Raw genomic sequence first — 25,393 nt, 5'->3', positions numbered from 1 at the left:
AGAGGTTTGCGTCAGGATGCGGGCTCGCATTGACGCAAACCTCTTGATCACCGCTTGTGGCTGGGGGGTTAGGGCAGGCGGGTGGCGCCGGGGGAGGGGAGGACCGTCACGGTGCCGGGGGTGGTGAAGCCGCGTTCCGCGTACGCGTCGGTTGCGGCGGCGGCTACCGCATCGGCGTGGTCGGCCTCGACCAGCGCGAGTACGCATCCACCGAAGCCACCGCCGGTCATCCGGGCGCCAAGCGCGCCGGCCGCCAACGCCGCCTCGACCGCGGTGTCGATCTCCGGCACGGTGATCTCGAAGTCGTCGCGCATCGAGATGTGGGAGGCGGTCAGCAGCGGGCCGATGTCGCGGACCCGGGCGGCGCGGAGCAGGGCCACCGTGTCCAGTACACGCTGGTCCTCGGTCACCACGTGCCGGACCCGTCGCCGGGTCTCCTCGTCGTCGAGCTGACTCAACGCGGCGTCGAGCTGGTCGATGCTCACGTCCCGCAGCGCGGCGACGCCGAGCGCGTTGGCTCCGGCCTCGCAGGAGCGGCGGCGGGCCGCGTACTCCCCGTCGGCGTGTCGGTGGGGCGCCCGGCTGTCGATGACCAGCACGGCCAGCCCGGCGGCCTCCAGGTCGAACGGGATGTGCTCGACCGACTCGTCGCGGCAGTCGAGGAAGAGGGCGTGCCCGGCACGGCAACGGATTGAAGCGGACTGGTCCATGATGCCTGTCGGCGCGCCCACGTAGACGTTCTCCGCCCGCTGCGCCAGCCGGGGCTGCAGTGCCGGGGCAAGCTTCAGCCCGCCGAGGTCGAGCAGGGCGGCCAGCACGGCCGACTCCAGCGCGGCCGAGGAGGAGAGCCCGGAACCCAGCGGCACGTCGGAAGCGATCGCCAGGCGGGCGCCCGGCACCGGATGACCCGCCTCCCGCAGCGCCCAGACCACACCCGCGACGTACGCCCCCCAGCCGGTGACCCGACCCGGCTCGGCGACGTCGTCCGCGCCGAAGGTGATCGTCTCGCCGGAGAGCTCGGACCAGACCGTCCAGTGCTCCCCGTCCTGCCGGTCGGCGGCGGCGACGGTGCGCATCGGCAACGCGAACGGCAGCACGAACCCGTCGTTGTAGTCGGTGTGCTCGCCGATCAGGTTGACCCGGCCCGGGGCTGCCCAGCGGCCGGAAGCCTGGCCACCGAACTGTGCGGAGAAGCCGGCCGCGGCCCGCTCGGCGACATCGTCGGTCGGGTGGGTCACGGTGTCTCCCTTCGTTCGCGACTGCGGGGCTCGCAAACCCGGCTCACTCCTCGCGCTCACCGTGACTCCTTTGTTCGCGACTGCGGGGCTCGCAAACCCGGCTCACTCCTCGCGCTCACCGTTGCCCCAGGATGTGCGTGCGGTAGAACGCCCAGGCATCCCCGACCATGTCGTGCAGGGTCGGCTTCTGCGGCACCCAGCCCAGCTCGTCGCGGGCCAGCGCGGACGACGCGACCAACTCGGCCGGGTCGCCCTCGCGCCGTGGCGCGACCTCGACGGGCAGTTGGTGCCCGGTGACCTCGCGGACCACGTCGACGACCTGGCGGTTGGTGAAGCCGTTGCCGTTGCCCAGGTTGTAGATCCGGTGCTGCCCGCTGGTGGCCGCGTCCAGCGCCAGCAGGTGCGCGCGGGCCAGGTCGGCGACGTGGATGTAGTCGCGGACGCAGGTGCCGTCCACGGTGGGGTAGTCGTCCCCGAAGAGCTGGAGCTTTTCCCTGCGGCCGGCGGCGACGTCCAGCGCGATGGGGATCAGGTGTGTCTCCGGGTCGTGTCGCTCGCCGAGCGTGATGTCGCCGTCGAGGTGGGCGCCGGCCACGTTGAAGTAGCGCAGCGACACGGCGGCGAGCCCGTGCGCGATCGCCTCGGAGGTGAGTGCCATGTCGACGGCGAGTTTGGTGGCGCCGTACGTGTTGGTGGGCGCCTTTACCGCGTTTTCGGTGATGGGCAGCTCGGTGGGGTTGCCGTACACGGCGGCGGTGGAGGAGAAGACCATCCGGGGCACTCCGGCTGCCCGGACCGCGTCGATCAGGGCGAGCGTGCCGATGGTGTTGGTCTGCCAGTACAGCTCCGGTTTGACCATCGACTCGCCGGCGGCGATCAGGGCGGCGAAGTGCAGCACCCCGTCGAACCCGGCGTCCGCGGTGATGACGCGGGCGGCGTCGTGGATGGACGCCTCGATGTGGGTGGCCTCCGGGGCGAGGGCCTCGCGGTGGCCGGTGCGCAGGTCGTCCAGGATGACCACCTGGTGGCCCGCGTCGAGCAGCATCCGGGTCACCACGCTCCCGATGAAGCCGGCGCCCCCGGTGACGAGCAGTTTCACGTCGTTGCCTCCTGCCTGGCCCGCCCGGGACGTGGCCCTTCGGTGATCACACTAGGGCGGTGGCCGGCCCGCTCGCCGATGCCACCGTCAACCCATTCCATCATAATCTCTCATGATTAAACAGAGCCGAACATCTGCGGGTCGCTCCGCGTGATCCCGGCCTGCGGTGGGCCCACGGTGTCTACCATCTCTGTCATGCGGGAAGTGGCCCGTACCGGGCTCCGGCGACGCGTGCGGGCACACCCCCGCCGCGACCCCGGCCCGCTTGCCCGGGCCGTCGCCCGGGTGCTGGTCCGCGCCGCGGACGGTGCCACCCGTCTCGTCACCGATCTGCTCGGCACCGGTCCGACGGCCGGCCGGGAGCGCATCTCGGAGGCCGACCTGCGGGACCTGGTCGCGGCGAACACGGTGCTCGACCCGGACGAGCGGCGGATCATCGACGAGGTCCTGGTGGCCGGCGCCAGTCTGATCCGCGAGGTGATGATGCCGCGCACCGAGGTGGTCTTCCTGCCGGCGCGGCTGACCATCGTCGAAGCCGCCCGACTGGTCCGCGCCGAAACGCACACCCGCTACCCGGTCACCGACGGCACCCACGACGACGTGGTCGGCTTCGTGCACCTCCGTGACGTACTGCTGCGCCCGGACGCCGACCCGTGCGTCACCGTCGGCGAGCTGGCCCGCGAGGTGAAGCGGCTCCCCGGCAGCAAACGGGTGCTCGCCGCGCTGACCGAGATGCGCCGGGAGGGTCAGCACCTCGCGGTGGTGGTCGACGAGTACGGCGGCACGGCCGGGATCGTCACCCTGGAGGACCTCATCGAGGAGTTGATCGGTGAGATCCACGACGAGTACGACGCCACCCCGGACCCGGTGCACCCGGGCCTGCCCGCCGTGGTGGACGGTCGACTCAACCTCGCCGACTTCGCCGAGCGCACCGGGGTGGCACTACCTGCCGGACCGTACGAGACGGTGGGCGGGTTCGTCATGGCCGCGCTGGGCCGGCTCCCGGTGAGTGGCGACGAGGTACCGGTGCCCGTCGAGCCCGCCGACGTCGGCGCGCCCGATCCGGCCGAGCGGCCGGCCGGCTGGCTGCTGCGGGTGCTCACGTTGGACGGCCGGCGGGTAGCCCAACTCGCCGTCACCGCCGCCCGCACCACCGAGCAGCGCCGCGAGCCGGACACCGAGCAGCACGGCGAGCCGGACACCGAGCCGGCCTCGGCGGGTGGCCCGGAGCGGGCCCGGGAGGCGGTGGCGGGGCAGCGCCGGCGGGTCGCGGTCGGGCCGACGCGCCGAGTCGACGCGGGTGAACCACGCGAGGTCAGCGCCCCGGCATCGGCGGGCCGCAGCCGACCCGCCGGCCCGTCATGACGGACCGGGTTGCTTGCTGACAGAATTATCGCCATGTCCGACGTTCCCGCCCGGCCCCGCGTCTTCTCCGGCATCCAGCCGACAGCCGACTCGTTCCACCTCGGCAACTATCTGGGCGCCGTGCGGCACTGGGTAGCACTACAGGACACCCACGACGCGTTCTACTGCGTGGTGGACCTGCACGCCATCACCGCTGGGCACGACCCGGCGGTGCTTCGCCAGCGGACCCGGGTGGCCGCGGCCCAGCTCTTCGCGGTCGGGCTCGACCCGGAACGCAGCACCCTGTTCGTCCAGTCGCAGGTGCCCGAGCACCCGCAGTTGGCCTGGGTGCTCGGCTGCATCACCGGTTTCGGCGAGGCCAGCCGGATGACCCAGTTCAAGGACAAGTCGCAGAAGCAGGGCAACGAGCGGGCCAGCGTCGGGCTGTTCACCTATCCAGTCCTGCAGGCCGCGGACATCCTGCTCTACCAGGCCAACGCGGTGCCGGTCGGCGAGGACCAGCGCCAGCACCTGGAGCTCTCCCGGGATCTGGCCCAGCGGTTCAACTCGCTGTTCGGCGCGACGTTCACGGTGCCCGCGCCGCACATCGTCAAGGACACTGCCAAGATCACCGACCTGCAGGATCCGACGGCGAAGATGTCGAAGTCGTCGTCCTCGCCGGCCGGCATTATCGACCTGCTCGACGATCCGGCCCGGTCCGCGAAGAAGATCCGTTCGGCGGTGACCGACACCGGTCGGGAGATCGTCTTCGACGCCCAGACCAAGCCGGGTGTGTCCAACCTGTTGACCATCTACTCGGCGCTCAGCGGTCGCGGCATCGACGAGCTGGTGGCCGCGTACGCGGGCCGCGGCTACGGCGATCTGAAGAAGGAACTGGCCGAGGTGGTGACGGACTTCGTCCGTCCGATCCAGGAGCGCACCCGCGCCTACCTCGACGATCCGGCGCAACTGGACAAGCTGCTCGCGGCCGGCGCGGAGAAGGCCCGTGCGGTGGCCGCGACGACCCTGCGGTCCGCGTACGAGCGGGTCGGGTTCTTCCCGCCCGTGCGCGGCGAGTAGCTCCGCGGTACAGGTGGACGGGTCGGTGGTCGGAGGGGCGGCGCGAAGCGTGGATCGCAGTGGCGGGGTGCCGCCGACCGGCGACACCACCCAGATCGGCATCGCGGTGGACATCCCCGAACCGTGGGGTGCCCAGCTCACCCGGCGGCGGGTCGAGGCCGGTGATCCGCTGGCGGTGCCCGCGCACGTGACGTTGCTCGGTCCCACCGAGATCCAAACGGCAAACCTGCCCGCGGTCGAGCGGCACCTGGCCGCTGTCGCCGCCGCGCACCTGCCGTTCACGCTGCACCTGCGGGGCACCGGCACGTTCCGTCCGGTCACCCAGGTGGTGTTCGTCGCGGTGGCGGCCGGGATCAGCGAATGCGAGCTGCTGGCCGCGGCCATCGCCGCGGCGCCGGGCCTACACCGCGAGCTCCGCTTCCCGTACCATCCGCACGTCACCGTGGCTCAGGACGTTGCGCCGGACGCCCTGGACAGGGTGTACGAGGACCTTGCCGACTTCTCCGCGATGTTCGAGGTCGACGCGTTCACCCTCTTCTCGCACAGCGGGCAGGCCAGGTGGCAGCCGCGTCGGGACTTCTGCCTCGGCAACTGAAGCGCGGCGACGCGCCGGCCGGCGAGCACCGCAAGCCGGTTGCCACTACAGCGGTGGGAGATCGGCGAGGATGATCGCGTGAACGTGATCGGCCAGATCGAGGCGGGCATCGACCGCTGGGTGAGCGCCGCGCGCCACCGGTCGGGGCTGTTCGATCATGTGTGGCGGGCCGGCGTGCTGTACGGCGAGGTGCTGGCCGGCCGCCTGGCCGCCGCCATCGCCTACTACGGCTTCTTCGCGGTGTTCGCTCTCGCTCTGGTCGCGTTCTCCATCTTCGGCGCGATCCTGGAGGACAACGACGAGGTCAGCGCGGCGGCGGCCAACTTCCTCAAGGAGAATCTGCCGTTCCTGGACGCCGAGCAGATCGCCAACTCCAGCGGCACGGTCGGTGTGGTCGGCCTGGTCATCCTGGTCTTCACCGGGATCGGCTGGGTGGAGGCCATCCGTTCCTCGCAGCGGCTGATGTACGCGCTCAACCAGCAGCCGGGCAACCTGGTGGTGCGGCGGCTCGTCGACCTGGGCGTGATGATCGGCGTCTTCGTGCTGCTCGGCCTCTCGGTCGCGGCGGTGGACGCGTTGGAGTCGCTACTGCGCTTCCTGCTGCGGAGCACCGGCTCGGTCGGTCTGACCACGATCAGCGCGGTGCTCAGCGTGCTTGTCAACACCGTGCTCGCCGCCGCGTTGCTGCTCGCCGTGCCCCGGCTGCGGATGAGCCGGTCCCGGCTGCGCCCGGTGGTGCTACTGGTGGCGATCGGTATCACGCTGCTGAACACCGTCGGGCGGTACTACGTGGTGCGGACCGAGCGGAATCCGGCGTACACCGTGGTGGCCGGCGCCGTCGGTCTGCTGCTCTACCTCTACCTGCTCAACCAGCTGGTGCTGTTCGGCGCGGCGCTCCTCGCGACCAGCACCAACGGCCGGGTCGTGGACCTGGCGGAGACCCCCGCGCCACCGAAGGATGTCGACGAGGGCATCGATCCCGGCACGCCGGGCGGTGGGGGCTGATGACGGAAGGCCCGCAGGTGCTGATCTCGGTCGACCCGGACTCGTCGGTGCCCCCTTACGAGCAGGTGCGGGTGCAGCTCGCCGAGCTGATCGGCGACGGGCGGCTGCCGGTGGGCAACCGGCTGCCCACCGTCCGGCAGCTCGCCGCCGACCTGCGGTTGGCCGCGAACACGGTGGCCCGCGCCTACCGGGAGTTGGAGGCGGCCGGGCTGCTGGAGACCCGGGGGCGCAACGGCACCTTCGTCGCTCCCGGGCGGGACGACGCCGTCGACCGGTTGCAGCGGGCGGCGGCCGGCTACGCGGCCGAGGCGGCCCGGCTCGGCGTGCCGTCGACCACCGCGCTCGCCCTGGTCCGCGCCGCCCTGGACGCTGTCCGCCCCGGCTGACCGGCCGCGAATCGACAGTCGGACGGGCGATAACTGAGGAGAACGGCGTCGGCGCTCGCGTTCGCGGACCATGATGAGCCGGTGGGCGCACTCATGACACTGGACCTCCCGCCGGACTCACCGCTCCTCGGCCTGCCGTGGATCATCACCTTCGGTCCGCTCGGTGACCTCGACGAGTGGGAGCCGGTGGTCTGCGGGCCGTACGAGCGACCGCACGCGTTGGCCCTGGCCGAGGCGGTGGTCGCCGAGGAGCAGCTGATGGCCGTGGTGGAGCCGTTGCTGCCGGCCCTGTCCCCCGACGAGATCCGCAGCGAGATCGCCGCCGCGCAGGTCGCCGCCGAGGACGAGGCCCGTCAGGTGGAGGGTGCCGACCTGTACGGGGACTTCGAGGACGTGATCGACGAGGAGTTGGACGCGGCAGCCGACGAGGCGGGCCACGGTGAGCCCGCCGAACCGCCGGCCGAGGCCGAGGTCCGCGCCGGCTTCACCCGGATCGCGGCGTTGCTCACCGCGAAGTGAGACGTCAGCGGGTCGGCGCGCCGTGCGGCCAGAGCCGGCCCGCCCACGGACACCGGCGCCACGCGGAGCGGACTCCGCGTGGCGCCGGTGGCACCTCACCCCCCACCACAAGGGGCCGGTAGCCCAGTCGCCCGTCGGCGCGGGGCACGACGAACGACCAGGTCGAGAACGAGTTACCCGTTCAGCGCTGTTCCAACCAGGCTGCCGCGTCAATTGGCAGCAGATGGCCGGAGCCCTGCTCGGTGAACTCGTCGCTGGCGACGAGCGGCTGACCGTACCCGTGGATCAGGACCGGGGCGCCGCTGAGGTTGACCACGCAGGTCAGCACGCTTGCGCCGGCGGTGCGGGAGAAGGCCAGCACGCCCGGCTCGCTCTCCCGCCAGGTGACTCCGTCGGCGTCGAGCGCGAGCGCGGGATGCTCGTGACGGATCCGCAGCGCCGCCCGGTACAGCTCCAGGGTGCTGCCGGGCACGTCGGTCTGCGCCGCGACCGACAGCGCCCGCCAGGCCGCCGGGGTGGGTAGCCAGCTCAGCTCGCTGCCGGCCGGCCCGAAGCCGTACGGGGCCACCTCGCCGCTCCACGGGATGGGCACCCGGCAGCCGTCGCGGCTCTCGCCGGTGCGCAGGAACGCCGGATCCTGGCGCAGCTCGTCGGGGAGGTCGAGGACCTCCGGCAGGCCCAGTTCCTCGCCCTGGTAGAGGTAGGCGCAGCCGGGCAGGGCCAGCATCAGCAGGCTGGCGGCCCGGGCCCGGCGCAGCCCTTCGACGCCGTCGCCGTACCTGGTGACGTGCCGCTGCTTGTCGTGGTTGGACAGCACCCAGGTGGTCGGCGCCCCGACCACTGTCGCCTCGGCCAACGCGGTGTCGATCACCTTGCGGAACGAGTCGGCCGACCAGGTGGCGTCGAGGAAGTCGAAGCTGAACGCCTGGTGCAACTCGTCCGGGCCGATGTAGCGGGCCAGGCGCTGCGGCGTCTCGGCCCACGCCTCGGCGACCGCCATCCGACCGCCCGGGTAGCTGTCAAGGATGGGTCGCCAGGCCCGGTAGATCTCGTGCACCTCGTCCTGGTCGAAGTACGGCAGCCGGCCCTTGCCGAGCAGTTCGACCTGGCGCTGGCCGGTGGTCGTCGAGCTGAAGCCGACGTCGGGCAGCCCCTCCGCCTTGATCATGCCGTGGGCCACGTCGATGCGGAATCCGTCCACGCCCCGGTCCAGCCAGAACCGCAGCACGTCCTCGAACTCGGCGCGGACCTCGGGGTGGCGCCAGTTCAGGTCCGGCTGCGACGGGTCGAACAGGTGCAGATACCACTGACCGTCCGCGACCCGGGTCCAGGCGGGGCCGCCGAAGATGCTCTCCCAGTCGTTCGGGGGCGACTCGCCGTGCGCGCCCTGGCCGTCGGCGAAGAGGTAGCGGGCCCGCTCCGCTGAGCCGGGCCCGGCGGCGAGCGCGGCGGTGAACCAGTGGTGCGCGCTGGAGGTGTGGTTCGGCACGAGATCGACGATGATCCGCAGACCGTGCGCGTGGGCGTCGGTGATCATCGCGTCGAAGTCGTCGAGGGTGCCGAACATCGGGTCGACGTCCCGGTAGTCGGCCACGTCGTACCCGCCGTCGATCATCGGCGAGGTGTAGAAGGGGGTCAGCCAGAGCGCGTCCACCCCCAGGTCGCGAAGGTACGGCAGGCGCTGCCGGATGCCCTGGAGGTCGCCGGTGCCGTCGCCGTCGCTGTCGGCGAAGCTGCGGACGTACACCTGGTAGACGACCGCGGAGCGCCACCAGTCGTCGTCGGCGGCGGGCGGCGGGGTGGCGGCGCTGATCATCCGAGCAATATGCCGGCCTGTCGCTGCAAGAGTCAAGCAGATCTTGCGTAAGAGAGGCGTGTGGAACTCGGCGCGACCGCGGTGGAGCCGCGCACCACCAGCTCCGGTCGGAACAGGTACTCCGAGTGCGGGGCGCCGTGCCCGTTGATCTCGTCCACCAGGGCGCGGACGGCGGCCACCGCCATCGCGGCGACCGGCTGCCGCATGGTGGTCAGCGGCGGGTCGGTGAATGCCATAAGTGGTGAGTCGTCATAACCCACCACGGAGAGGCCATCGGGCACGTCGAGGCCGCGTTGGCGGGCGGCCCGGATCGCGCCGAGCGCCATCAGGTCGGAGCCGCAGACGATGCCGGTGACACCGCGGTCCAGCAGTCGACCGGCCGCCGCCTCGCCACCCTCCACTCCGAACAGTGACAACTCGGCCAGTGGACCCAGGTCGGCTTCGGCGACGCCGGCCAGCCTGGTCATCGCGGAACGCCAGCCGGCCACCTTGCGCCGCACCGGAACGAACCGGTCCGGGCCGGTGATCAGGCCGATCCGTCGGTGCCCGAGCGCGACCAGGTGGGCGACGGCCAGCTCGGCAGCCTCCCGATCGTCACAGGAGACGAAGGGCGCGCCGATGTCGGGCACGTACCCGTTGATCATCACGACCGGCAACGGCCGGGCCAGCAGCGCCCGGTAGCGGTCGTGGTTGGCTGCGGTGTCGGCGTGCAGGCCGGAGACGAAGACGATCCCGGAGACCTGCCGGTCCAGCAGCATCTCCACGTACTCGTCCTCGGTCACGCCGCCTGCGGTCTGGGTGCAGAGCACCGGGGTGAACCCGCTCTGCGCCAGGGTGGACTCGATGACCTGGGCGAAGGCGGGGAAGATCGGGTTGTCCAGCTCCGGCACCACCAGGCCGACCAGCCCCGCGCTGCGCTTACGCAGCCGGGCCGGGCGCTCGTACCCGAGCACGTCGAGCGCGGTGAGGACGGCCTGCCGGGTGTCCGCGGCCACGCCGGGACGGTCGTTGAGCACCCGCGACACCGTGGCCTCGCTGACGTCGGCCTGCTGGGCGATGTCGGACAGTCGAGCGCGCATGGCGGCACTTTAGCCCACCGGAAAGTTCTTGCGAGGCACCCTGCAATTCCTTCCACGGCTTGCAACATCTTGCTCGGCGATCCCTGGTCTGCCCACAGCGCGGAGACCCGCGGCGCATCCTCCCCGGGCTGACCTCGGTGGCCGTCAAGGGTCGAGACCGCAGCCGATCGATCTCCGGTGACGCGCGGTAGGGTGCTTCGGCACCGCGCCACCGGTGCGTTGCGCGCCGCGTCGTTCAGCGAGAGCGGGTCAGCGAACCCGTGGCACGCCTGCTTCACTAGCCGCTGGTGGCCCGCCGCCCTTCATCCGCCATCCGGTGCCCATCCCGGGGAGACACTCGTGCAACTGTCGATCTTGATGCCGGTCTACAACGAAGCGGAACACGTCGCCGAGGCGCTGAAGCGGGCTCTCGCCGTGCGGTACCCGTGCGAGATCGAGATCGTGGTGGTCGACGACGGTAGTACCGACGAGACCGCGGAGATCCTCGCTCGGGTGCAGGACGCGCGGCTGCGGGTCGTGACGCACCCGCGCAACGCGGGCAAGGGTGCGGCGATCAGGACGGCCGTGGACAGCGCCCACGGCGAGTACTTGGTGATCCTGGACGCCGACCTGGAGTACGACCCACAGGACATTCCGAAGCTGTTGGCGCCGGTGCTGGAGGGGCACGCGACTGTCGTCTACGGCAACCGCACCTTCGGCAGCCACAGCGCCTACAGCTTCTGGTACGTGGTCGGAAACCGTGGGGTCACCACGGCGGCGAATGTCTTGTTCAACTCCTACATCGCTGATCTCGAGACGTGTTTCAAACTGATGCCGGTGGAGCTGTACCGATCGCTGGACATCAGGTCCCGCGGGTTCGGCATGGAGGCCGAGGTGACAGGCAAACTGCTGCGGCGGCGGATCCGCCCCTACGACGTGCCGATCAGCTACCGGGCGCGGGGCCGTGCCGAGGGCAAGAAGATCACCTGGCGGAACGGGGTCGAGGCGTTGTGGATCCTGGGTCGGGAACGGGCCCGGCGTCGTCCCGGCGGCATCCCCGCCAAGACGCTCGCTGACCGATGACGACCACGAAGCGCCGGGGCCCGACCACGATCGCCCGGGTCGTCGTGGCACTCGTCGGGGTGGGCTGCCTGCTCCTGACCGTTCAGGGCGCCGTGCAGGCGACCGGCCGCGGCGTCGCCCTGATGGGTGACCGGGAACATGACCTCCCCGCACTCCAGCACCAGATCGACCTGGAGGCGCTCTGGGGCCAGTTCGTCGAGCAGGTGCCCGCGGGCAGTCGGATCTCGCTCGTCCCGGGCCGAAGCAACGACAGCCTGTGGCGTCAGCGATTGAGTGAGCTCGCCGTGCTGCGCGAATGTGTGGTCGTCCAGGGGACGGCGCCGTGGGAGTACTCGGTGGGCGTCGCCTCGGTGCAGCGGAAGCATCCGACCAGCCCGGGCGTGCGACTTGTCGTACGGAAGGTCGACTGACGACATGGATCTCACCCCGATTGCCGCCGTCCTCGCCCTCCTCGTCGCCGGATTCCCGCTGGCCTTCGCGATACTGCGCAGCCCCTTCCTCGCCCTGCTCCTCGCGCCCCTGGTGGCGGCGCTCCTGAGCACGGTCGCGGTGGTCCTGATGCTGGTCCTCGGCGGTCCGCTGCCGCTGTGGATCGCCCTGGTGCTGGCCACCGCGGCGGCCGGCGCCTGGTGGCTGCTGCGCCGTCCCGGCGAATCGGCGCCGTACGGAAGGTGGTCGCACGGGCTGCTGATCGCGCTACCGCTGCTTCCGCCGTGCCTCATGATCTTCGAACCGGCCTCCCAGTGGGACGCGCACTCCATCTGGTGGCTGCACGCCGGTTACTTCGCCAACGGGAGCGAGTACGCGCGGGCGACGATCGGCAACCCGGCCCTCGTCTTCTCGCACACCGACTACCCGCCGTTGGCCTCCGCGCCCGTCGCTGCCGTGTGGAGCGTCGTCGAACCGGACTTCCGTACCGCCCAGCTCGTCGGCGCGCTGGTCACTTTCTCCGCGGTCGCGATGCTTGTCTACCTGGTCCGGCGGGCGCTGGGTCGGGTGTCCGCGCGGGTGGCCTGGGCGCTGGCCATCGCGGTGGGCCTGGCGACCTGGTCGAACGTCCCGTACGCGGTGACCGGTGGGCTCGTCGACGCGCTCTGGTCCGCCGCCTTCGCCGGGGCGGTGGTGGCCCTGCTGCTCGGTGCGGACCCGCTGCGCCGGCCCCTGTTGCCGTTGTTGCTGTTGACCGTTGCGGCGCTCACCAAGAACGAGGGGCTGATCGCCGCCGCGGGCCTGGCCCTGCTGGTCACCGTGCGGGCCCGCGCCGACCTGCGACGAGCCGCGCTGGTCTGGCTGCCGGTGTTGGCCGGGGGTGCCTGGGCGGTGCTGGCTCGCCTGCTGGATGCCCAGTCGGACATCACCAACGGGTCCTCGGCCGGCCGAAGCGGAGAGCTGGTGGAGCGGTTCCAGTTCACCGCCGCGGCGCTGTGGGACGTGCTTGGCCCGGTGCTGGTGGGTGCCGCGGTGGTGGCGCTGGTCGGCACCCTGTTCCTGCGGGAGCGACGCCGTGCCGTCGGGCTGGCGGCGGACGGCTGGGTGTGGGCGGCCAACGGCTACTACCTGACCGTTCTGGTCGGGACCTACCTGTCCGGCCCGAACGACATCCAGTGGTGGCTGGCGACCTCGGTGCAACGGGTGACGCTGCCGGTGACGCTCCTGGCCGCGGTGAGCCTTGCCGGCTGGGTCGCCGTCGTGTTCGGCGCTGACGGCCGGGCGGAGTCGCAACCGGTGCTCGACCAGCCACGCGAGCCGGCCCTGTCGGGTACCACCCCGACGGCGACCGGTTGATCGGCTGATCCACGCCCGTCGGCGTTCCCACTACTACGATCCGTCGTTCATAGGGAAGTATGGCGACCGTGGAAGCTCTCAGACTCATCCTTCTCTACGTCCATCTGATCGGGTTCGCCCTGCTGCTCGGCGGCTCGATCGCGCAGTACGCCAGCGGTCGGCTGCGGATCAACCCGGCCATGCTGTGGGGCGCGGTGATCCAGTTGCTGACCGGGCTGGGCCTGTCCGCGCCGTTGCGCGACGGCGACGAGCCGGCACCGGCAAAACTTGTGACGAAGTTGGTGATCGCGCTGCTGATCTTCGTCATGGTCTTCTTCTCCCGGAAGCGGGACGTGGTCAACCGCGGTCATTTCCTCGCGATCGTCGGTCTGACCCTGGTCAACGCGGCGGTCGCGGTCTTTTGGCGGTAACGTCCGAGGAGGAAAACGCCTCCAGAAAACGGACGTTGCGGACGCACTGGCGCTCGGTTACCAGCACGAAGAGTGACGTGCCCCACGCAAGGGTTACACCCGGGTAACAGGCGCTCAACAGTCGTGCACGATTGTCGGCCGGTGGGTGGGCGCGGGCGTACGCTCCCGTCCGTAACGTGGGACAGCCGGCGGCATACCGCAGGTCGGCTGATGGGCTGCCACCGCATTAGGCGCGGTGTGCAATGGGAAGGAGACGTCTTGCGTTCGGTGCGTGGGATGCGGATCGCCTCGATCTTCGCGGTTGGTGGGCTCGCGCTCACCGCCGCCGCTTGTGGCGAGGCCCCCAAGGATGACAACAACGCCGGCAGTGGCGCCAAGAAGTTCAGCGCCTGCATGGTGACCGACGTCGGCGGCATCGACGACAAGTCGTTCAACACCTCGGCCTGGCAGGGTCTGAAGGACGCCAAGGCCGCCAACGACAACATCGACATCAAGTTCGTGGCGTCGAAGGCGCAGGCGGACTACGAGCCGAACCTGACGCAGTTCGTCAACCAGAAGTGCGACTTCATCCTGGCCGTCGGTGGTCTGATGGCCGACGCCACCAAGAAGATCGCGGCGGCGAACCCGAACCAGGAGTTCGGCATCGTCGACTCCGACCCGGGTCTGGACAACATCTACCCGATGCAGTTCGACACGGCGCAGGCCGCGTTCCAGGCCGGCTACCTGGCCGCCGGGATGAGCAAGAGCGGCAAGGTGGCCACCTACGGTGCCGTGCCGATCCCGCCGGTGACCATCTTCATGGATGGCTTCGTCGACGGCGTGGCGTACTTCAACACCACCAAGAAGAAGAACGTCCAGGCGCTCGGTTGGAACAAGGAAACCCAGAAGGGCTCCTTCTCGAACGCCTTCGACAAGCAGGACGAGGGCAAGAAGGTCTCCGACGCGCTGGTCGCCCAGGGCGCGGACATCATCATGCCGGTTGCCGGCGGGTCCGGCCTCGGCACCACCGCCGCCGCCAAGGCGTCGGGTGGCAAGTACAACACCATCTGGGTGGACGTCGACGGCTGCCAGAGCACCCCGGACTGCTCGGCGATCATCACCACCGTCGTCAAGAACATCCCGGAGGCCGTCAAGGAGGCCGTGGTGAAGGCCGCCGCTGGTGACAAGCTGCCGGCCAAGCCGGGCTTCGTCGGCACCCTGGCCAACAACGGTGTCTCGATCGCCCCGTACCACGACTTCGACAGCAAGGTTCCGGCCGAGCTGAAGACCGAGATCGACAAGATCAAGGCGGACATCGCCGCCGGCACCATCACCGTCACCTCGAAGGCCCAGCCGACCAAGTGACAACCGGCCGACCGCTCCGGTGAGATCATCGGAGAGGTCGGCAGGGGACAGGTACGACCGACCGGCCGCTCTGGCCCCGCGGGTGACCGTGGGGTCGGAGCGGCCGATCGCGCACCACGTCAACCGGGCCGCTCGGGCCGGGTCGACGGCAGCTACGCTGCACCATCGCTCGCACTCCAGGAGGTTGCGCTGAGACTCGAACTGCGCGGCATCACCAAGCGGTTCGGTGATCTGGTCGCCAACGATCACATCGACCTGACGGTGGAGCCTGGAGAGATCCACGCCCTCCTCGGCGAGAACGGCGCGGGCAAGTCGACCCTGATGAACGTGCTCTACGGGCTGTACCAGCCCGACGAGGGCGAGATCCTGGTCGACGGCAAGCCGTTGAAGCTGAAGGGCCCGTCCGACGCGATCGGGGCCGGAATCGGCATGGTGCACCAGCACTTCATGCTGGTGCCGGTCTTCACCGTCGCCGAAAACATCATGCTCGGCGCCGAGCAGGTCCGGGGCGGCATCGCCGGCTTCCTGGACCGGCGTCGGGCCCGGCGCGAGGTCACCGAGGTGTCCGAGCGCTACAACCTGCGGGTCGACCCGGACGCGGTGATCGAGGACCTGCCGGTCGGCATCCAGCAGCGCGTCGAGATCGTCAAGGCGCTCACCCGCGACGTCGACCTGCTGATCCTGGACGAGCCGACCGCGGTGCTCACCCCCCAGGAGACCGAGGAACTGCTGACGGTCATGCGGTCGCTCAAGGCGGCCGGCAAGTCGATCGTCTTCATCACCCACAAGCTCGGCGAGGTCAAGGCCATCGCCGACCGGATCACCGTGATCCGACGCGGAAAGACCGTGGGCACCGCCTCGCCGGAGGCCAGCCGGGACGAGCTGGCCGCGCTCATGGTCGGGCGCAACGTCCGGCTCACCGTGGACAAGTCCCCGGCCACGCCGGGCGACCCGGTGCTGGAGGTGGCCGGGCTGGTCGTCGACGACGACCGGCAGATCCGCGCGGTCGACGGCATCGACCTGACCGTGCGCGCCGGCGAGGTGCTCGGCGTGGCGGGCGTACAGGGCAACGGTCAGACCGAGCTGATCGAGGCGATCATGGGCCTGCGCCCGGTGCTCGCCGGCACGGTCAGCCTGGTCGGCGACCGGATCGACGGTTGGAAGCCCAAGAAGGTGCTCCGGGCGGGCGTCGGCTACGTGCCCGAGGACCGCAGCGTGGACGGCCTGGTCAAGGAGTTCAGCGTCGCGGAGAACCTGGTGCTGGACATCTACGACCGGCCGCCGTTCGGTGCCGGGCTCGCGCTGAAGCCGGACGCGATCGCCGCCTCGGCGAAGGAGCGGATCGAGCAGTTCGACGTCCGTACCTCATCGGCCGACGCGGCGGTGGGCACCCTCTCCGGCGGCAACCAGCAGAAGGTGATCGTGGCCCGGGAGCTGTCCCGGCCGCTGAAGCTCTTCATCGCCGCCCAGCCGACACGTGGCGTCGACGTGGGGTCGATCGAGTTCATCCACAGCCAGATCATCCACGAGCGGGACATCGGCACCGCCGTCATGGTGGTCTCCAGCGAACTCGACGAGGTGATCGGGCTGGCCGACCGGATCGCGGTGATGTACCGAGGTCGGATCATCGGCATCGTCGGACCGGACACCCCGCGTGAGGAGATCGGTCTGCTGATGGCCGGCATCAGCCCGGACGAGGCCCACGACGCCACCGCAGCACCCGCCGCCGACAAGCCCGGTGCGGCGCCCGCCGCCGACAAGCCCGGTGCGGCGCCCGCCGCCGACAAGCCCGGCGTGCCAGACGGGAGCCCGGCAGGCGACGCGGGCTCCGCGAGCGAGGACAAGGCATGACCAATCCCCCCAACCCGCAGTCCGGCTCGCCGGACAAGGAGCCGGTGAGCGAGGCGCAGGCCGCGCAGAACGCGCTCGGCAACACCGAACGGGCCGAGGTGGCGACCGAGCCGGACCGCTCGGCGGCGAAGCCGGACCCGACGCCGGAGGCGAAGCCGAGCCTGGGCCGGTTGTTCCTGGACAACCTCTGGGCGGCCAACACCTTCACGGTGACACTGCTGTCGTTGGTGCTGGCGATCGTGGTCGGCGCGGTACTGATGATCATTTCTGATCCGGCCGTGCTCTCCACCTACTCGTACATCACCTCCCGCCCGTCCGACGCGATCACCTCCAGCTGGACGCTCGTCAGCGAGGCGTACGCGAACCTGTTCAAGGGTTCGATCTTCGACCCGGAGGCGTTCTCCGGCTGGTTGGACGGCGCCAACGGCTGGCAGGCCGTGCTCGCGCCGATCTCGGAGACGCTGACCTACGCGGCGCCGTTGGTCTTCACCGGTCTGTCGGTGGCGCTGGCCTTCCGTGGCGGCCTGTTCAACATCGGCGCCCAGGGGCAGGCCACCATCGGCGTCATCATGGCGGCGCTGGCCGGTTTCCTGCTGCCGTTGCCGCCCGGCCTGCACCTGCTGGTGGCGGTGCTGGCCGGCGCGCTGGGTGGAGCGATCTGGGGTTTCATCCCCGGCATCCTCAAGGCCCGTGCCGGCGCGCACGAGGTGATCAACACGATCATGCTCAACTACGTCGCCACGTACTTCCTCACCTGGTTGATCGTGCAGAACGGCGTGCAGGACCCGACCCGTACCGACGCGATCAGCAAGGCGGTGGACACCTCCGCCCAGCTGCCCCGACTGCTCGGCGACAACCTGCGGGTGCACGCCGGAATCCTGCTCGCCGTGCTGGCCACCTGGGCGGTCGCCTGGTTGCTCAACCGCTCGACGCTCGGGTTCGAGCTGCGCGCGGTCGGCGCCAACCCGGACGCCGCCCGGACCGCGGGCATCAGCGTCACCCGGACGTACATCCTGATCATGGTCTTCGCCGGCATCCTGGCGGGCCTCGGCGGCTCGAACATGGTGCTCGGCTCCACCGCCAGCGCGTTGACCCCGCTGGTGGTCGCGCAGATCGGCTTCGACGGCATCCTGGTGGCACTGCTGGGGCGGGTGAAGCCCTGGGGGGTGTTGCTCGCCGCGCTGCTGTTCGGGGCGCTGCAGGCCGGTGGTAACCGGATGCAGTCGTACTCCGGGATCTCGCTGGAGCTGGTGACCGTGCTCCAGGCGCTGATCGTCATCTTCATCGCCGCGCCGGCCCTGGTGAAGGCGATCTTCCAGCTCCGGGCCGCACGCGCCGCCCGGTTGCAGACGAGCCTGGCGAAGGGCTGGTAACTCATGTCCACCATGGCTGTCCCCGACATCGCTGTCGCCCCGGTCGACGAGGGTTTCTGGACCCGAAGCCGCAAGGTCGGCCTCACGCTGCTGGGGCTGGGCCTGCTGTCCGCGGTGCTCTTCGGCGCGCTCGCCACCGACCAGCAGGCCCGGTTCACGCTCAGCGACGACGCGGCCGGCGCCGCATTGGAGATCAACGGCACGATCGGGGCGATCCTGTTCGGGATCATCACGATCGCCGCCGGCGCGGCGCTGCTCGCCGGGGTGCCGAAGCGGTGGTTCCTTCCCGTGCTCGCCGTCGGGCTCATCGGTTTCGTGCTGTCGTTCCTCTGCTGGCAGGTCTCCGCCGCGCCGGCCGGGCAGAACTTCATGCCGCTGGTGAACATCATCCGGGGCACGTTCATCCTGGCCCTGCCGCTGATCTTCGGCGCGCTCGCCGGGGTGCTCTGCGAACGCTCCGGCGTGGTCAACGTGGCCATCGAGGGCCAGCTGCTGATGGGCGCGTTCAGTGGCGCCCTGTTCGGCAGCATCTCCGGCAGCGTCTGGGTGGGCCTGGTCGCCGCCGCCCTCGGCGGTGCGTTCATCTCACTGTTGCTGGCCGTCTTCGCCATCCGCTACCTGGTCGACCAGGTCGTCATGGGCATCGTGCTGAACCTGCTGGCGGTCGGCGTCACCGGTTTCCTCTACGAGCGGCTGATGCAGACCGACGCCGCGAAGTACAACAGCGCCCCCCGCTTCAGCAACTGGGAGATCCCGTTGCTGAAGGACATCCCGGTGCTCGGGCCGGCGTTGTTCCGCGGCAACATCTTCCTCTACGTCGGGCTGCTCCTGGTGCTGGTGATCCACATCGGGCTGTTCCGCACCCGGTGGGGGCTGCGCACCCGCTCGGTCGGCGAACACCCGATCGCCGCCGACACGCTCGGCGTCAAGGTGCTGCGGGTGCGCTACCGCAACGTGCTGCTGGCCGGGGTGGTCGCCGGCATCGGCGGGGCGTCCTACACGCTCGCGCTCTACTCGTTCACCAAGAACATGATCGGCGGTAAGGGCTTCATCGCACTGGCCGCACTGATCTTCGGTCGGTGGAACCCGACAGGCGCGTTGCTCGCCGCGCTCTTCTTCGGTTTCGCCGACCAACTCGCCACGTACCTGGGCGCGATCAGCAGCTCGATCCCCAGCCAGTTCCTGGCGATGCTGCCCTACCTGGCGACCATCCTGGCGGTCGCCGGGTTGGTCGGCCGGGTCCGGGCACCGGCCGCCGACGGCAAGCCCTACATCAAGGGCTGACCCGCGCTGGTCCGTCGATCATGGAGTTGTGGTGCCTCACAAAAGTCGCAAAGTTGCATCCGTCGCCCACCACAACTGCATGATCGACGAAGCCGGCGGGCCGGCGCGCCTCGCTGCGGGCCGACGTGCCGTTCGCAGTACCCTGACGGCTTCTGAGCTGGGCTACTTCGGCAGGATGATGGCATGACCGACATTGACTGGGCGCAGTTGCGCGCCGCCGCCACCAAGGCGATGCGGCACGCGTACGCGCCGTACTCGACGTTCCCGGTCGGCGCGGCCGGGCTGGTCGACGACGGCCGTGTGGTGGTCGGCTGCAACGTGGAGAACGCCGCCTACGGGGTGACGCTCTGCGCCGAGTGCGGGGTCGTGTCCAGCCTGCACGCCACGGGTGGCGGTCGGCTCGTCGCGCTCTCCTGCGTCGACGCGACAGGCGAGCCGTTGATGCCGTGCGGCCGCTGCCGGCAGTTGCTCTGGGAGAACGGCGGGCCGGAGTGCCTGATCGAGAGCAAGACCCGGCCACTGCGGATGGCCGAGCTGCTGCCGCACGCCTTCGGCGTGGAGGACCTGGAGGCCGTCACCGGGGAGACCTCGGTGCCTGTCGTTCCGGAACGGCTCGCCGCCTGGCGCGGGCGCGGCACCGTCTTCGTGCACCCGGACATGTCCGCCGGCCAGCAGGTCTGGACGGCCTACTGGGAGCGGTCGGCCGGCGACGACGCCGGCGCCGAGACCGGGGTGCTGGAGGAGGCGCCGAGCTGGGACGACCCGGCCGAGGCGATCGTCTGGGGCCTGGCGCGGACGCCCCGGGTGGTCGTGGTGGACGCCACCGGCACGATCTTCTGGGCCGGCGAGGGTGAGCCGCCTGCGGAGATCCCTGTTCGGTGGGGTTGAGCTTGGGGTTGGGGTTGGTTGCGGTTGAGGGCCGGGGCCGACCGTGCCCGGCTCCGGGCGGTCAGGCTTGATCCCTCCGCCGGGCACGGCCGGCCCCGGCCCCGTCGTGGGCAATGCCGTCCGTCGGGCACGGTTTCTCCAAAGGACTAGGAAGATCTTCTGATGAGTAGTGGGTTTGCTGCTGTTGACGTCATTCGGGTGAAGCGGGATGGGGGTGTGCTGTCGGACGCGCAGATCGACTGGGTGGTCGACGCGTACACCCGGGGGGTCGTCGCCGACGAGCAGATGTCCGCGCTGGCGATGGCGATCCTGCTCAACGGCATGACCGGGCCGGAGATCGCCCGGTGGACCGCCGCGATGATCGCCAGCGGTGAGCGGTTGGACCTGTCGGCGGTACGCCGTCCGACTGTCGACAAGCACTCCACGGGTGGCGTCGGCGACAAGATCACTCTGCCGCTCACCCCGCTGGTGGCGGCGTGTGGCGCGGCCGTGCCGCAGCTCAGCGGCCGGGGTCTCGGGCACACCGGCGGCACGCTGGACAAGTTGGAGTCCATCCCGGGCTGGCGGGCCACGGTGAGCAACGACGAGTTCATCGCCCAACTGGACGAGGTCGGTGCGGTGATCTGCGCGGCCGGTGCCGGGCTCGCCCCCGCCGACCGCAAGCTGTACGCGTTGCGCGACGTGACCGGCACCGTGGAGGCGATCCCGCTGATCGCCAGCTCGATCATGAGCAAGAAGATCGCCGAGGGCACCGGTGCGCTGGTCCTCGACGTCAAGGTCGGCTCGGGCGCCTTCATGAAGTCCGTCGACCAGGCCCGTGAGTTGGCGCGCACCATGGTCGAGCTGGGCGGTGCGCACGGTGTGCGGACTGTCGCCCTGCTCACCGACATGTCCACTCCGCTCGGCCTGGCGATCGGCAACGCGGTCGAGGTGACCGAGTCGGTCGAGGTGCTGGCCGGCGGTGGACCTGCCGACGTGGTGGAGCTGACCCTCGCGCTGGCCCGGGAGATGCTCGACGCCGCCGGCCTGCCGGACGCCGATCCGGCGGCGGCGCTGCGCGACGGCCGGGCGATGGACTCCTGGCGGGCGATGATCCGGGCGCAGGGCGGCGACCCGGACGCGCCGATGCCGACGGCCGCCGAGGTGGAGGTGGTCCGCGCCGAGCGGGACGGGTACGTCGCGGCCGTCGACGCGTACGCCATGGGGGTTGCGGCGTGGCGGCTCGGCGCGGGTCGGGCGCGCAAGGAGGACCCGGTCACCGTGCCGGCCGGTGTGGTGTTGCACAAGCGGCCGGGTGACGAGGTGCGGGCCGGTGACCCGCTCTACGAGCTGCGTGCCGAGGACGCGACGCGGATTCCCGCCGCGCTGACCGAGGCCGCGAACGCGGTGCGGATCGCGTCGACGGCTCCGGCGGCGACGTCGTTGGTCATCGAACGCATCGGCTGATCGATCCGGGTCGCCCTGGCGTGGTGCCGGTCACTCGGGAGCGCTATTGTCGCAGGCCAAGGGGGGACAACCGGCCTTGCGCCGGCGCGAGCAGACAGGAAGATCCGCCGTGACAGTTGCTGCCCCCGACCCACGTGAGGTGCGCGAGGCGAGCCTGGACGAGCTGTCCCGGCTCGGTCTGCCATTGCCGCCGGCGCAGTTCCCGCTCGTCTGGGAGCCGGGTGACCAGATCGACCTGCGCCCGACCGCGGAGATCGAGGCACGGATCGCGGTGCTGCACCTGATCCTGGCCCGCTGCTTCGGGATGCCCCCGCAGGCGGCGATGAGCTGGCTGCTCGGCTCGCACCTGGTCGACATGGTCACCCCGCCGGAGTGGCAGTTCGTGATGGGCGGCAAGGGCGACCACAGGTCGTTCGTGCTGCACCACGACGCGCTCTTCGCGCTGGCCTGGGTGCTCGGGCTGAGTAAGCAACTCGACCCCACCCTGGCCGTCGACGAGCGGCTGGTCGAGCGGCTGCCGCACATCGCGGAGGGGGAGACCTTCCCGCACTGGCGCTCACGGATCCTCACGGCGCCGCAGCATCCGGCCGACGCGGCCGCCCTGCTCGACCTGCACTACTGCCTGGACTGGGCGTACCTGGAGACCGAGCGCGGCGGCCAACGTGCGCCGGGCCTTGTCGACGCGAACGCGATCGGGCAGCGGCGTTGGGCGCTGGAGTGGGCGGTGATCCTGCGCGGGCCGTACCACGACGAGCCGCCCGGCTGGGAAGAGGTCGACCTCTCCACCTGAGGTCAGCGGGGCCGGTACGCGTCCACCCGGACCGCCACCGTCACCCGGACCGGCTCGGGCCGGGCCGCCAGCCGGGCGGCGAGCGCGACCGGGTCGGTGTGCCAGGCGCTCGGGCCCATCCCGACCACTGTGGCGACCTCCGGCCGGGTCAGCGCCAGCTCCGCCCGGTGCACGGTCGAGCTGACCAGCGTGAAGTGCCCGCCCAGGCTGTCGGCCACCCGGTCGGCCTTGTCCGGGTCCACCCGCAGCAGGTCGAGGGCATCCACCAACTCGGCCAGGTGGTCGGTGTCGGGCGTGACCACCAGCAGCGTCCCGGCCGGATCGAGCACCCGGTGGAACTCGGCGCCGTTTCGCGGGGCGAAGACGTTCAACAGCACGGCGGTCGAGGCGTCCGCGAGCGGCAGTCGCTGCCAGGTGTCGGCGAGCGCGGCGGCGGCCCGGGGATGCGCGCGGGCCGCGCGGCGCAGCGCCGGCTTGGACACGTCCAGGGCCAGACCCACGGCGTCCGGCAGCGCCGCCAGCACCGCGCCGAGATACCGGCCGGTGCCGGCGCCGGCATCCACCACCAGGGGGTACGCCCGGACGGCTGGTGTCGGCGGCTCGGCCCGTACCGCTGTGGTGGTGTCCTTTGCTCTGCCTACCTCCGCGCAACGGTTCTGCCCGGAAGTCGTTGCGTCGGTTGAAGCAGAGCAAAGGATGGACGGGGCAGCTCCCGGGTGCGGGGCGGCCGTCCCGCCGAGCCGGCCGACGGCTTCCGTCGCGGCGTCGACGAGGGCGGCCGAGATGACGTCGTAGTGGCCGGCGGCTTGGAAGTCGGCGCGGGCGGCGACCATCTCGGCGGTGTCACCGACGTGCGGCGCTCGACCGGTGAGCAGGTTCACGTAGCCCTGGCGCGCGACGTCGAAGCTGTGCCGGCGCGGGCAGCGCACGGCTCTCGTGTCGGTGGCCTGCTCCAGTGGTTCACCGCAGACCGGGCAGCGCAGCCCATCGAGGACGCGGGCGTCCACGTCAGGCCCCCCGGTCGCGTCGGGGGTGGCGGGCCCGTCCGCCGGGGTCGCCCCGCTCGTCCAGCCACCGTGGCGCGTCCATGTCGTCCAGCCTAGTGGCCTGGCTCGGCGGGCCTGAGCTGGCTGACTAGGGTCTGAGCATGGTCGCAACTATCCGGTACGAGGACATCGTCAAGGTCCCGAAGGCGCTGCTGCACGACCACCTCGACGGCGGGCTGCGGCCGGCGACGATCGTCGACCTGGCCGCCGAGGTGGGCCACGAACTGCCCACCACCGACCCGGAGGCGCTCGGACGCTGGTTCGCGGACGCGGCGGACTCCGGCTCCCTGGAGCGCTACCTGGAGACGTTCGCGCACACCGTGGCGGTCATGCAGACCGCGCCGGCGCTGCGTCGGGTGGCCCGCGAGTGCGCCCTGGACCTGGCCGCCGACGGAGTGGTCTACGCGGAGGTGCGTTTCGCCCCGGAGCAGCACCTGGAACGGGACCTGAGCCTGGACGAGGTCGTCGAGGCGGTGCTGGCCGGGTTCGCCGAGGGCACCGCCCAGGCGGTCGAGGCGGGCCTGAGCATCCGGGTGGGCACCCTGCTCACCGCGATGCGGCACGCCGCCCGCTCGCAGGAGATCGCGGAGCTGGCCGTGCGGCACCGGGACGTCGGGGTGGCCGGCTTCGACATCGCCGGGGCCGAGGCGGGCTTCCCGCCCACCCGGCACCTGGACGCCTTCGAGTACCTCCAGCGGGAGAACTTCCACTTCACCATCCACGCCGGCGAGGCGTTCGGTCTGCCGTCGATCTGGCAGGCGATCCAGTGGTGTGGAGCGGACCGGCTGGGCCACGGGGTGCGGATCGTCGACGACATCGCCCCCGACGGCTCGCTCGGCCGGCTGGCCGCGTACGTCCGGGACAAGCGCATCCCGCTGGAGCTGTGCCCCTCGTCGAACGTGCAGACCGGCGCGGTGGCCTCGATCGCGGACCACCCGATCGGCCTGCTGCGGGACCTGCGCTTCCGGGCGACAGTCAACACCGACAACCGGCTGATGAGCGGCACCTCGATGTCGCGGGAGATGGCGCTGTTGGTGGAGACGTTCGGCTACGGCTGGAAGGAGTTGCAGTGGTTCACCATCAACGCGATGAAGAGCGCCTTCATCCCGTTCGACGAGCGGCTGCGGATCATCGATGAGGTGATCAAGCCGGCGTACGCGAAGTTGCTGGCCTGAGCTCAGCCGTGTGGGTGGCCGGCGAGCAGGCCGGCCACCCGGCGCAGCACCTCCCGGGCCCGGGCCGCCTCCGCGCCCAGGCCCATCTGCCGACGCAGCACCGCGGGCTCGGCCCGCAGGAGCGTCACCCCGCGCCGAATCAGCACCCGGGGCGCCTTGCGCTGTTCGGACAGGTCACGGGCGAGTCGGCGCAGGAACGTCGCCCCGCGCGGACGGCGCAGCGCGTACGCCCCGGCGAGCAGGCCCAGGCGGCGGCACTCCTCCACGATTTCGGCGGCAAAAATCCCTTCGGCCACGAAAAGTGGCGATCCGGCGACATCAAATGGCCGGGTGGCCACCCGTCGATCCGCGCCGATCGCATAAACCGGCACATCGGCCCGACCCTCGCGGGCAAGTCGGGCAATGATTTCCACTGCACTGGGCGCGTCCCAGGACTGCGGTGATTCCCAATCCACCTGCCCGTTTCGTCTGGGCAACGTAGGGTCATCGCCGTCTTTGTAGAAGTCGTCCAAGCAGAGCACCGGCAAGCCGGTTTGCTGCGCTATGTACGACTTTCCGGACCCCGATGGGCCGGCCAGTAGGACAACTCGGTGCGGATGTTCCATTACCTTCAGTTACTCCGGCCAGACAGACTGCTATCAAATCGCATCAACATCTCATCACACCTTCGGTTGGGTACAACCTGGGCTTTCTTCTTGTCGACCGGCGTGATGGAATCTCGGGGGTCCGACCCGCCGGGTCGGTCGCTGGGCGTTGCCCGGGGCAACGCGTTCAAGCT

General features: G+C 70.7%; 24 protein-coding genes. 18 read left to right on the top strand and 6 right to left on the bottom strand.

The window, feature by feature from the left end; genetic code table 11:
* Positions 1 to 68: 68 nt before the first annotated feature.
* Together galK and galE are read right to left on the bottom strand one after the other, a co-directional pair.
* Positions 69 to 1,238 carry a galactokinase gene (gene galK / locus ACLQ3B_RS06730; RefSeq protein WP_425778346.1) on the bottom strand — a complete coding sequence of 390 codons (1,170 nt, stop codon included), beginning with the start codon at positions 1,236 to 1,238 and terminating at the stop codon, positions 69 to 71.
* A 115-nt stretch (positions 1,239 to 1,353) separates the two neighbouring features.
* A complete protein-coding gene (gene galE / locus ACLQ3B_RS06725; protein ID WP_425779800.1) occupies positions 1,354 to 2,283 on the bottom strand; it encodes a UDP-glucose 4-epimerase GalE in 930 nt (309 codons plus the stop codon).
* Between the two features lie 249 nt (positions 2,284 to 2,532).
* Here galE and ACLQ3B_RS06720 point away from each other — a divergent pair, with 249 nt between their 5' ends.
* The 6 genes from ACLQ3B_RS06720 (at position 2,533) to ACLQ3B_RS06695 (ending at position 7,266) form a co-directional block, all read left to right on the top strand.
* Positions 2,533 to 3,702 (top strand): CBS domain-containing protein, encoded by a 1,170-nt coding sequence (locus ACLQ3B_RS06720; protein WP_425778344.1) that lies wholly within the window; start codon positions 2,533 to 2,535, stop codon positions 3,700 to 3,702.
* A 33-nt stretch (positions 3,703 to 3,735) separates the two neighbouring features.
* The gene (trpS, locus tag ACLQ3B_RS06715) at positions 3,736 to 4,761 is read left to right on the top strand and encodes a tryptophan--tRNA ligase (RefSeq protein ID WP_425778342.1); all 1,026 of its coding nucleotides are present in this window, start codon (positions 3,736 to 3,738) and stop codon (positions 4,759 to 4,761) included.
* Positions 4,762 to 4,786: 25 nt separating this feature from the next.
* Positions 4,787 to 5,356 carry a 2'-5' RNA ligase family protein gene (locus ACLQ3B_RS06710; protein ID WP_425778340.1) on the top strand — a complete coding sequence of 190 codons (570 nt, stop codon included), beginning with the start codon at positions 4,787 to 4,789 and terminating at the stop codon, positions 5,354 to 5,356.
* Between the two features lie 78 nt (positions 5,357 to 5,434).
* Positions 5,435 to 6,361, top strand: coding sequence for a YihY/virulence factor BrkB family protein (locus ACLQ3B_RS06705; protein ID WP_425778338.1), 927 nt, complete (start codon positions 5,435 to 5,437; stop codon positions 6,359 to 6,361).
* The gene (locus tag ACLQ3B_RS06700) at positions 6,361 to 6,747 is read left to right on the top strand and encodes a GntR family transcriptional regulator (protein ID WP_425778336.1); all 387 of its coding nucleotides are present in this window, start codon (positions 6,361 to 6,363) and stop codon (positions 6,745 to 6,747) included. Before ACLQ3B_RS06705 ends, ACLQ3B_RS06700 begins: the two co-directional genes overlap by 1 nt.
* Positions 6,748 to 6,828: 81 nt before the next feature.
* Positions 6,829 to 7,266: a hypothetical protein gene (locus ACLQ3B_RS06695; RefSeq protein ID WP_425778335.1), complete on the top strand. Its 438-nt coding sequence runs from the start codon at positions 6,829 to 6,831 to the stop codon at positions 7,264 to 7,266.
* A 181-nt stretch (positions 7,267 to 7,447) separates the two neighbouring features.
* On the opposite strand, the gene ACLQ3B_RS06690 is transcribed toward ACLQ3B_RS06695, so the two are convergent.
* On the bottom strand, positions 7,448 to 9,082 hold the full coding sequence (locus tag ACLQ3B_RS06690) for a glycoside hydrolase family 13 protein (RefSeq protein ID WP_425778334.1): 1,635 nt from the start codon (positions 9,080 to 9,082) through the stop codon (positions 7,448 to 7,450).
* A gap of 32 nt (positions 9,083 to 9,114) precedes the next feature.
* Positions 9,115 to 10,161 (bottom strand): LacI family DNA-binding transcriptional regulator, encoded by a 1,047-nt coding sequence (locus tag ACLQ3B_RS06685; RefSeq protein WP_425778332.1) that lies wholly within the window; start codon positions 10,159 to 10,161, stop codon positions 9,115 to 9,117.
* A 339-nt stretch (positions 10,162 to 10,500) separates the two neighbouring features.
* On the opposite strand from ACLQ3B_RS06685, the gene ACLQ3B_RS06680 reads away from it, so the two are divergent.
* From ACLQ3B_RS06680 to ACLQ3B_RS06630, 11 genes are all read left to right on the top strand, one after another.
* On the top strand, positions 10,501 to 11,223 hold the full coding sequence (locus ACLQ3B_RS06680; protein WP_425778330.1) for a glycosyltransferase family 2 protein: 723 nt from the start codon (positions 10,501 to 10,503) through the stop codon (positions 11,221 to 11,223).
* A complete protein-coding gene (locus ACLQ3B_RS06675) occupies positions 11,220 to 11,633 on the top strand; it encodes a hypothetical protein (protein WP_425778328.1) in 414 nt (137 codons plus the stop codon). The genes ACLQ3B_RS06680 and ACLQ3B_RS06675 overlap by 4 nt, the downstream gene beginning before the upstream one ends.
* A 4-nt stretch (positions 11,634 to 11,637) precedes the next feature.
* Entirely contained in the window at positions 11,638 to 13,008 is a 1,371-nt protein-coding gene (locus ACLQ3B_RS06670) for a hypothetical protein (protein ID WP_425778326.1), read from the top strand.
* A gap of 68 nt (positions 13,009 to 13,076) precedes the next feature.
* Positions 13,077 to 13,418, top strand: a complete 342-nt coding sequence (locus ACLQ3B_RS06665; RefSeq protein WP_091397247.1) for a hypothetical protein — start codon at positions 13,077 to 13,079, stop codon at positions 13,416 to 13,418.
* A 276-nt stretch (positions 13,419 to 13,694) separates the two neighbouring features.
* The gene (locus ACLQ3B_RS06660; RefSeq protein ID WP_425779798.1) at positions 13,695 to 14,762 is read left to right on the top strand and encodes a BMP family lipoprotein; all 1,068 of its coding nucleotides are present in this window, start codon (positions 13,695 to 13,697) and stop codon (positions 14,760 to 14,762) included.
* Positions 14,763 to 14,951: 189 nt separating this feature from the next.
* Positions 14,952 to 16,613, top strand: a complete 1,662-nt coding sequence (locus ACLQ3B_RS06655; RefSeq protein WP_425779796.1) for an ABC transporter ATP-binding protein — start codon at positions 14,952 to 14,954, stop codon at positions 16,611 to 16,613.
* A complete protein-coding gene (locus tag ACLQ3B_RS06650; RefSeq protein ID WP_425778324.1) occupies positions 16,610 to 17,986 on the top strand; it encodes an ABC transporter permease in 1,377 nt (458 codons plus the stop codon). Before ACLQ3B_RS06655 ends, ACLQ3B_RS06650 begins: the two co-directional genes overlap by 4 nt.
* A 3-nt stretch (positions 17,987 to 17,989) precedes the next feature.
* Positions 17,990 to 19,270 carry an ABC transporter permease gene (locus ACLQ3B_RS06645; protein ID WP_425778322.1) on the top strand — a complete coding sequence of 427 codons (1,281 nt, stop codon included), beginning with the start codon at positions 17,990 to 17,992 and terminating at the stop codon, positions 19,268 to 19,270.
* A 183-nt stretch (positions 19,271 to 19,453) separates the two neighbouring features.
* A complete protein-coding gene (locus ACLQ3B_RS06640) occupies positions 19,454 to 20,158 on the top strand; it encodes a cytidine deaminase (RefSeq protein WP_425778320.1) in 705 nt (234 codons plus the stop codon).
* Positions 20,159 to 20,320: 162 nt separating this feature from the next.
* Positions 20,321 to 21,604: a thymidine phosphorylase gene (locus tag ACLQ3B_RS06635; protein WP_425778318.1), complete on the top strand. Its 1,284-nt coding sequence runs from the start codon at positions 20,321 to 20,323 to the stop codon at positions 21,602 to 21,604.
* 109 nt (positions 21,605 to 21,713) lie between these two features.
* The gene (locus ACLQ3B_RS06630) at positions 21,714 to 22,394 is read left to right on the top strand and encodes a DUF4272 domain-containing protein (RefSeq protein WP_425778317.1); all 681 of its coding nucleotides are present in this window, start codon (positions 21,714 to 21,716) and stop codon (positions 22,392 to 22,394) included.
* Positions 22,395 to 22,396: 2 nt separating this feature from the next.
* Here ACLQ3B_RS06630 and ACLQ3B_RS06625 read toward each other — a convergent pair whose 3' ends face one another.
* Entirely contained in the window at positions 22,397 to 23,401 is a 1,005-nt protein-coding gene (locus tag ACLQ3B_RS06625; RefSeq protein WP_425778315.1) for a putative RNA methyltransferase, read from the bottom strand.
* Positions 23,402 to 23,541: 140 nt separating this feature from the next.
* Between ACLQ3B_RS06625 and ACLQ3B_RS06620 the strand changes: the two genes are divergently transcribed.
* Positions 23,542 to 24,615, top strand: a complete 1,074-nt coding sequence (locus ACLQ3B_RS06620; RefSeq protein WP_425778313.1) for an adenosine deaminase — start codon at positions 23,542 to 23,544, stop codon at positions 24,613 to 24,615.
* A 2-nt stretch (positions 24,616 to 24,617) separates the two neighbouring features.
* On the opposite strand, the gene ACLQ3B_RS06615 is transcribed toward ACLQ3B_RS06620, so the two are convergent.
* Positions 24,618 to 24,911, bottom strand: a complete 294-nt coding sequence (locus ACLQ3B_RS06615; protein WP_425778311.1) for a hypothetical protein — start codon at positions 24,909 to 24,911, stop codon at positions 24,618 to 24,620.
* Positions 24,912 to 25,393: the final 482 nt, after the last annotated feature.

Source organism: Micromonospora sp. DT53, from assembly GCF_049841535.1.
GTDB lineage: Bacteria > Actinomycetota > Actinomycetes > Mycobacteriales > Micromonosporaceae > Micromonospora.
Note: the sequence above shows the minus strand (reverse complement) of the source record. Positions and strands in the feature narration are given on the sequence as shown.

What these genes read in the sequence shown, in the direction of transcription:
- ACLQ3B_RS06685 (WP_425778332.1), bottom strand. Translation starts at nt 10,161, where the DNA reads ATGCGCGCTCGACTGTCCGACATCGCCCAGCAGGCCGACGTCAGCGAG.
- ACLQ3B_RS06690 (WP_425778334.1), bottom strand. Translation starts at nt 9,082, where the DNA reads ATGATCAGCGCCGCCACCCCGCCGCCCGCCGCCGACGACGACTGGTGG.
- ACLQ3B_RS06700 (WP_425778336.1), top strand. Translation starts at nt 6,361, where the DNA reads ATGACGGAAGGCCCGCAGGTGCTGATCTCGGTCGACCCGGACTCGTCG.
- ACLQ3B_RS06670 (WP_425778326.1), top strand. Translation starts at nt 11,638, where the DNA reads ATGGATCTCACCCCGATTGCCGCCGTCCTCGCCCTCCTCGTCGCCGGA.
- galE (WP_425779800.1), bottom strand. Translation starts at nt 2,283, where the DNA reads ATGCTGCTCGACGCGGGCCACCAGGTGGTCATCCTGGACGACCTGCGC.
- ACLQ3B_RS06720 (WP_425778344.1), top strand. Translation starts at nt 2,533, where the DNA reads ATGCGGGAAGTGGCCCGTACCGGGCTCCGGCGACGCGTGCGGGCACAC.
- trpS (WP_425778342.1), top strand. Translation starts at nt 3,736, where the DNA reads ATGTCCGACGTTCCCGCCCGGCCCCGCGTCTTCTCCGGCATCCAGCCG.
- ACLQ3B_RS06660 (WP_425779798.1), top strand. Translation starts at nt 13,695, where the DNA reads ATGCGGATCGCCTCGATCTTCGCGGTTGGTGGGCTCGCGCTCACCGCC.
- ACLQ3B_RS06640 (WP_425778320.1), top strand. Translation starts at nt 19,454, where the DNA reads ATGACCGACATTGACTGGGCGCAGTTGCGCGCCGCCGCCACCAAGGCG.
- ACLQ3B_RS06650 (WP_425778324.1), top strand. Translation starts at nt 16,610, where the DNA reads ATGACCAATCCCCCCAACCCGCAGTCCGGCTCGCCGGACAAGGAGCCG.
- ACLQ3B_RS06635 (WP_425778318.1), top strand. Translation starts at nt 20,321, where the DNA reads ATGAGTAGTGGGTTTGCTGCTGTTGACGTCATTCGGGTGAAGCGGGAT.
- ACLQ3B_RS06620 (WP_425778313.1), top strand. Translation starts at nt 23,542, where the DNA reads ATGGTCGCAACTATCCGGTACGAGGACATCGTCAAGGTCCCGAAGGCG.
- ACLQ3B_RS06675 (WP_425778328.1), top strand. Translation starts at nt 11,220, where the DNA reads ATGACGACCACGAAGCGCCGGGGCCCGACCACGATCGCCCGGGTCGTC.
- ACLQ3B_RS06645 (WP_425778322.1), top strand. Translation starts at nt 17,990, where the DNA reads ATGTCCACCATGGCTGTCCCCGACATCGCTGTCGCCCCGGTCGACGAG.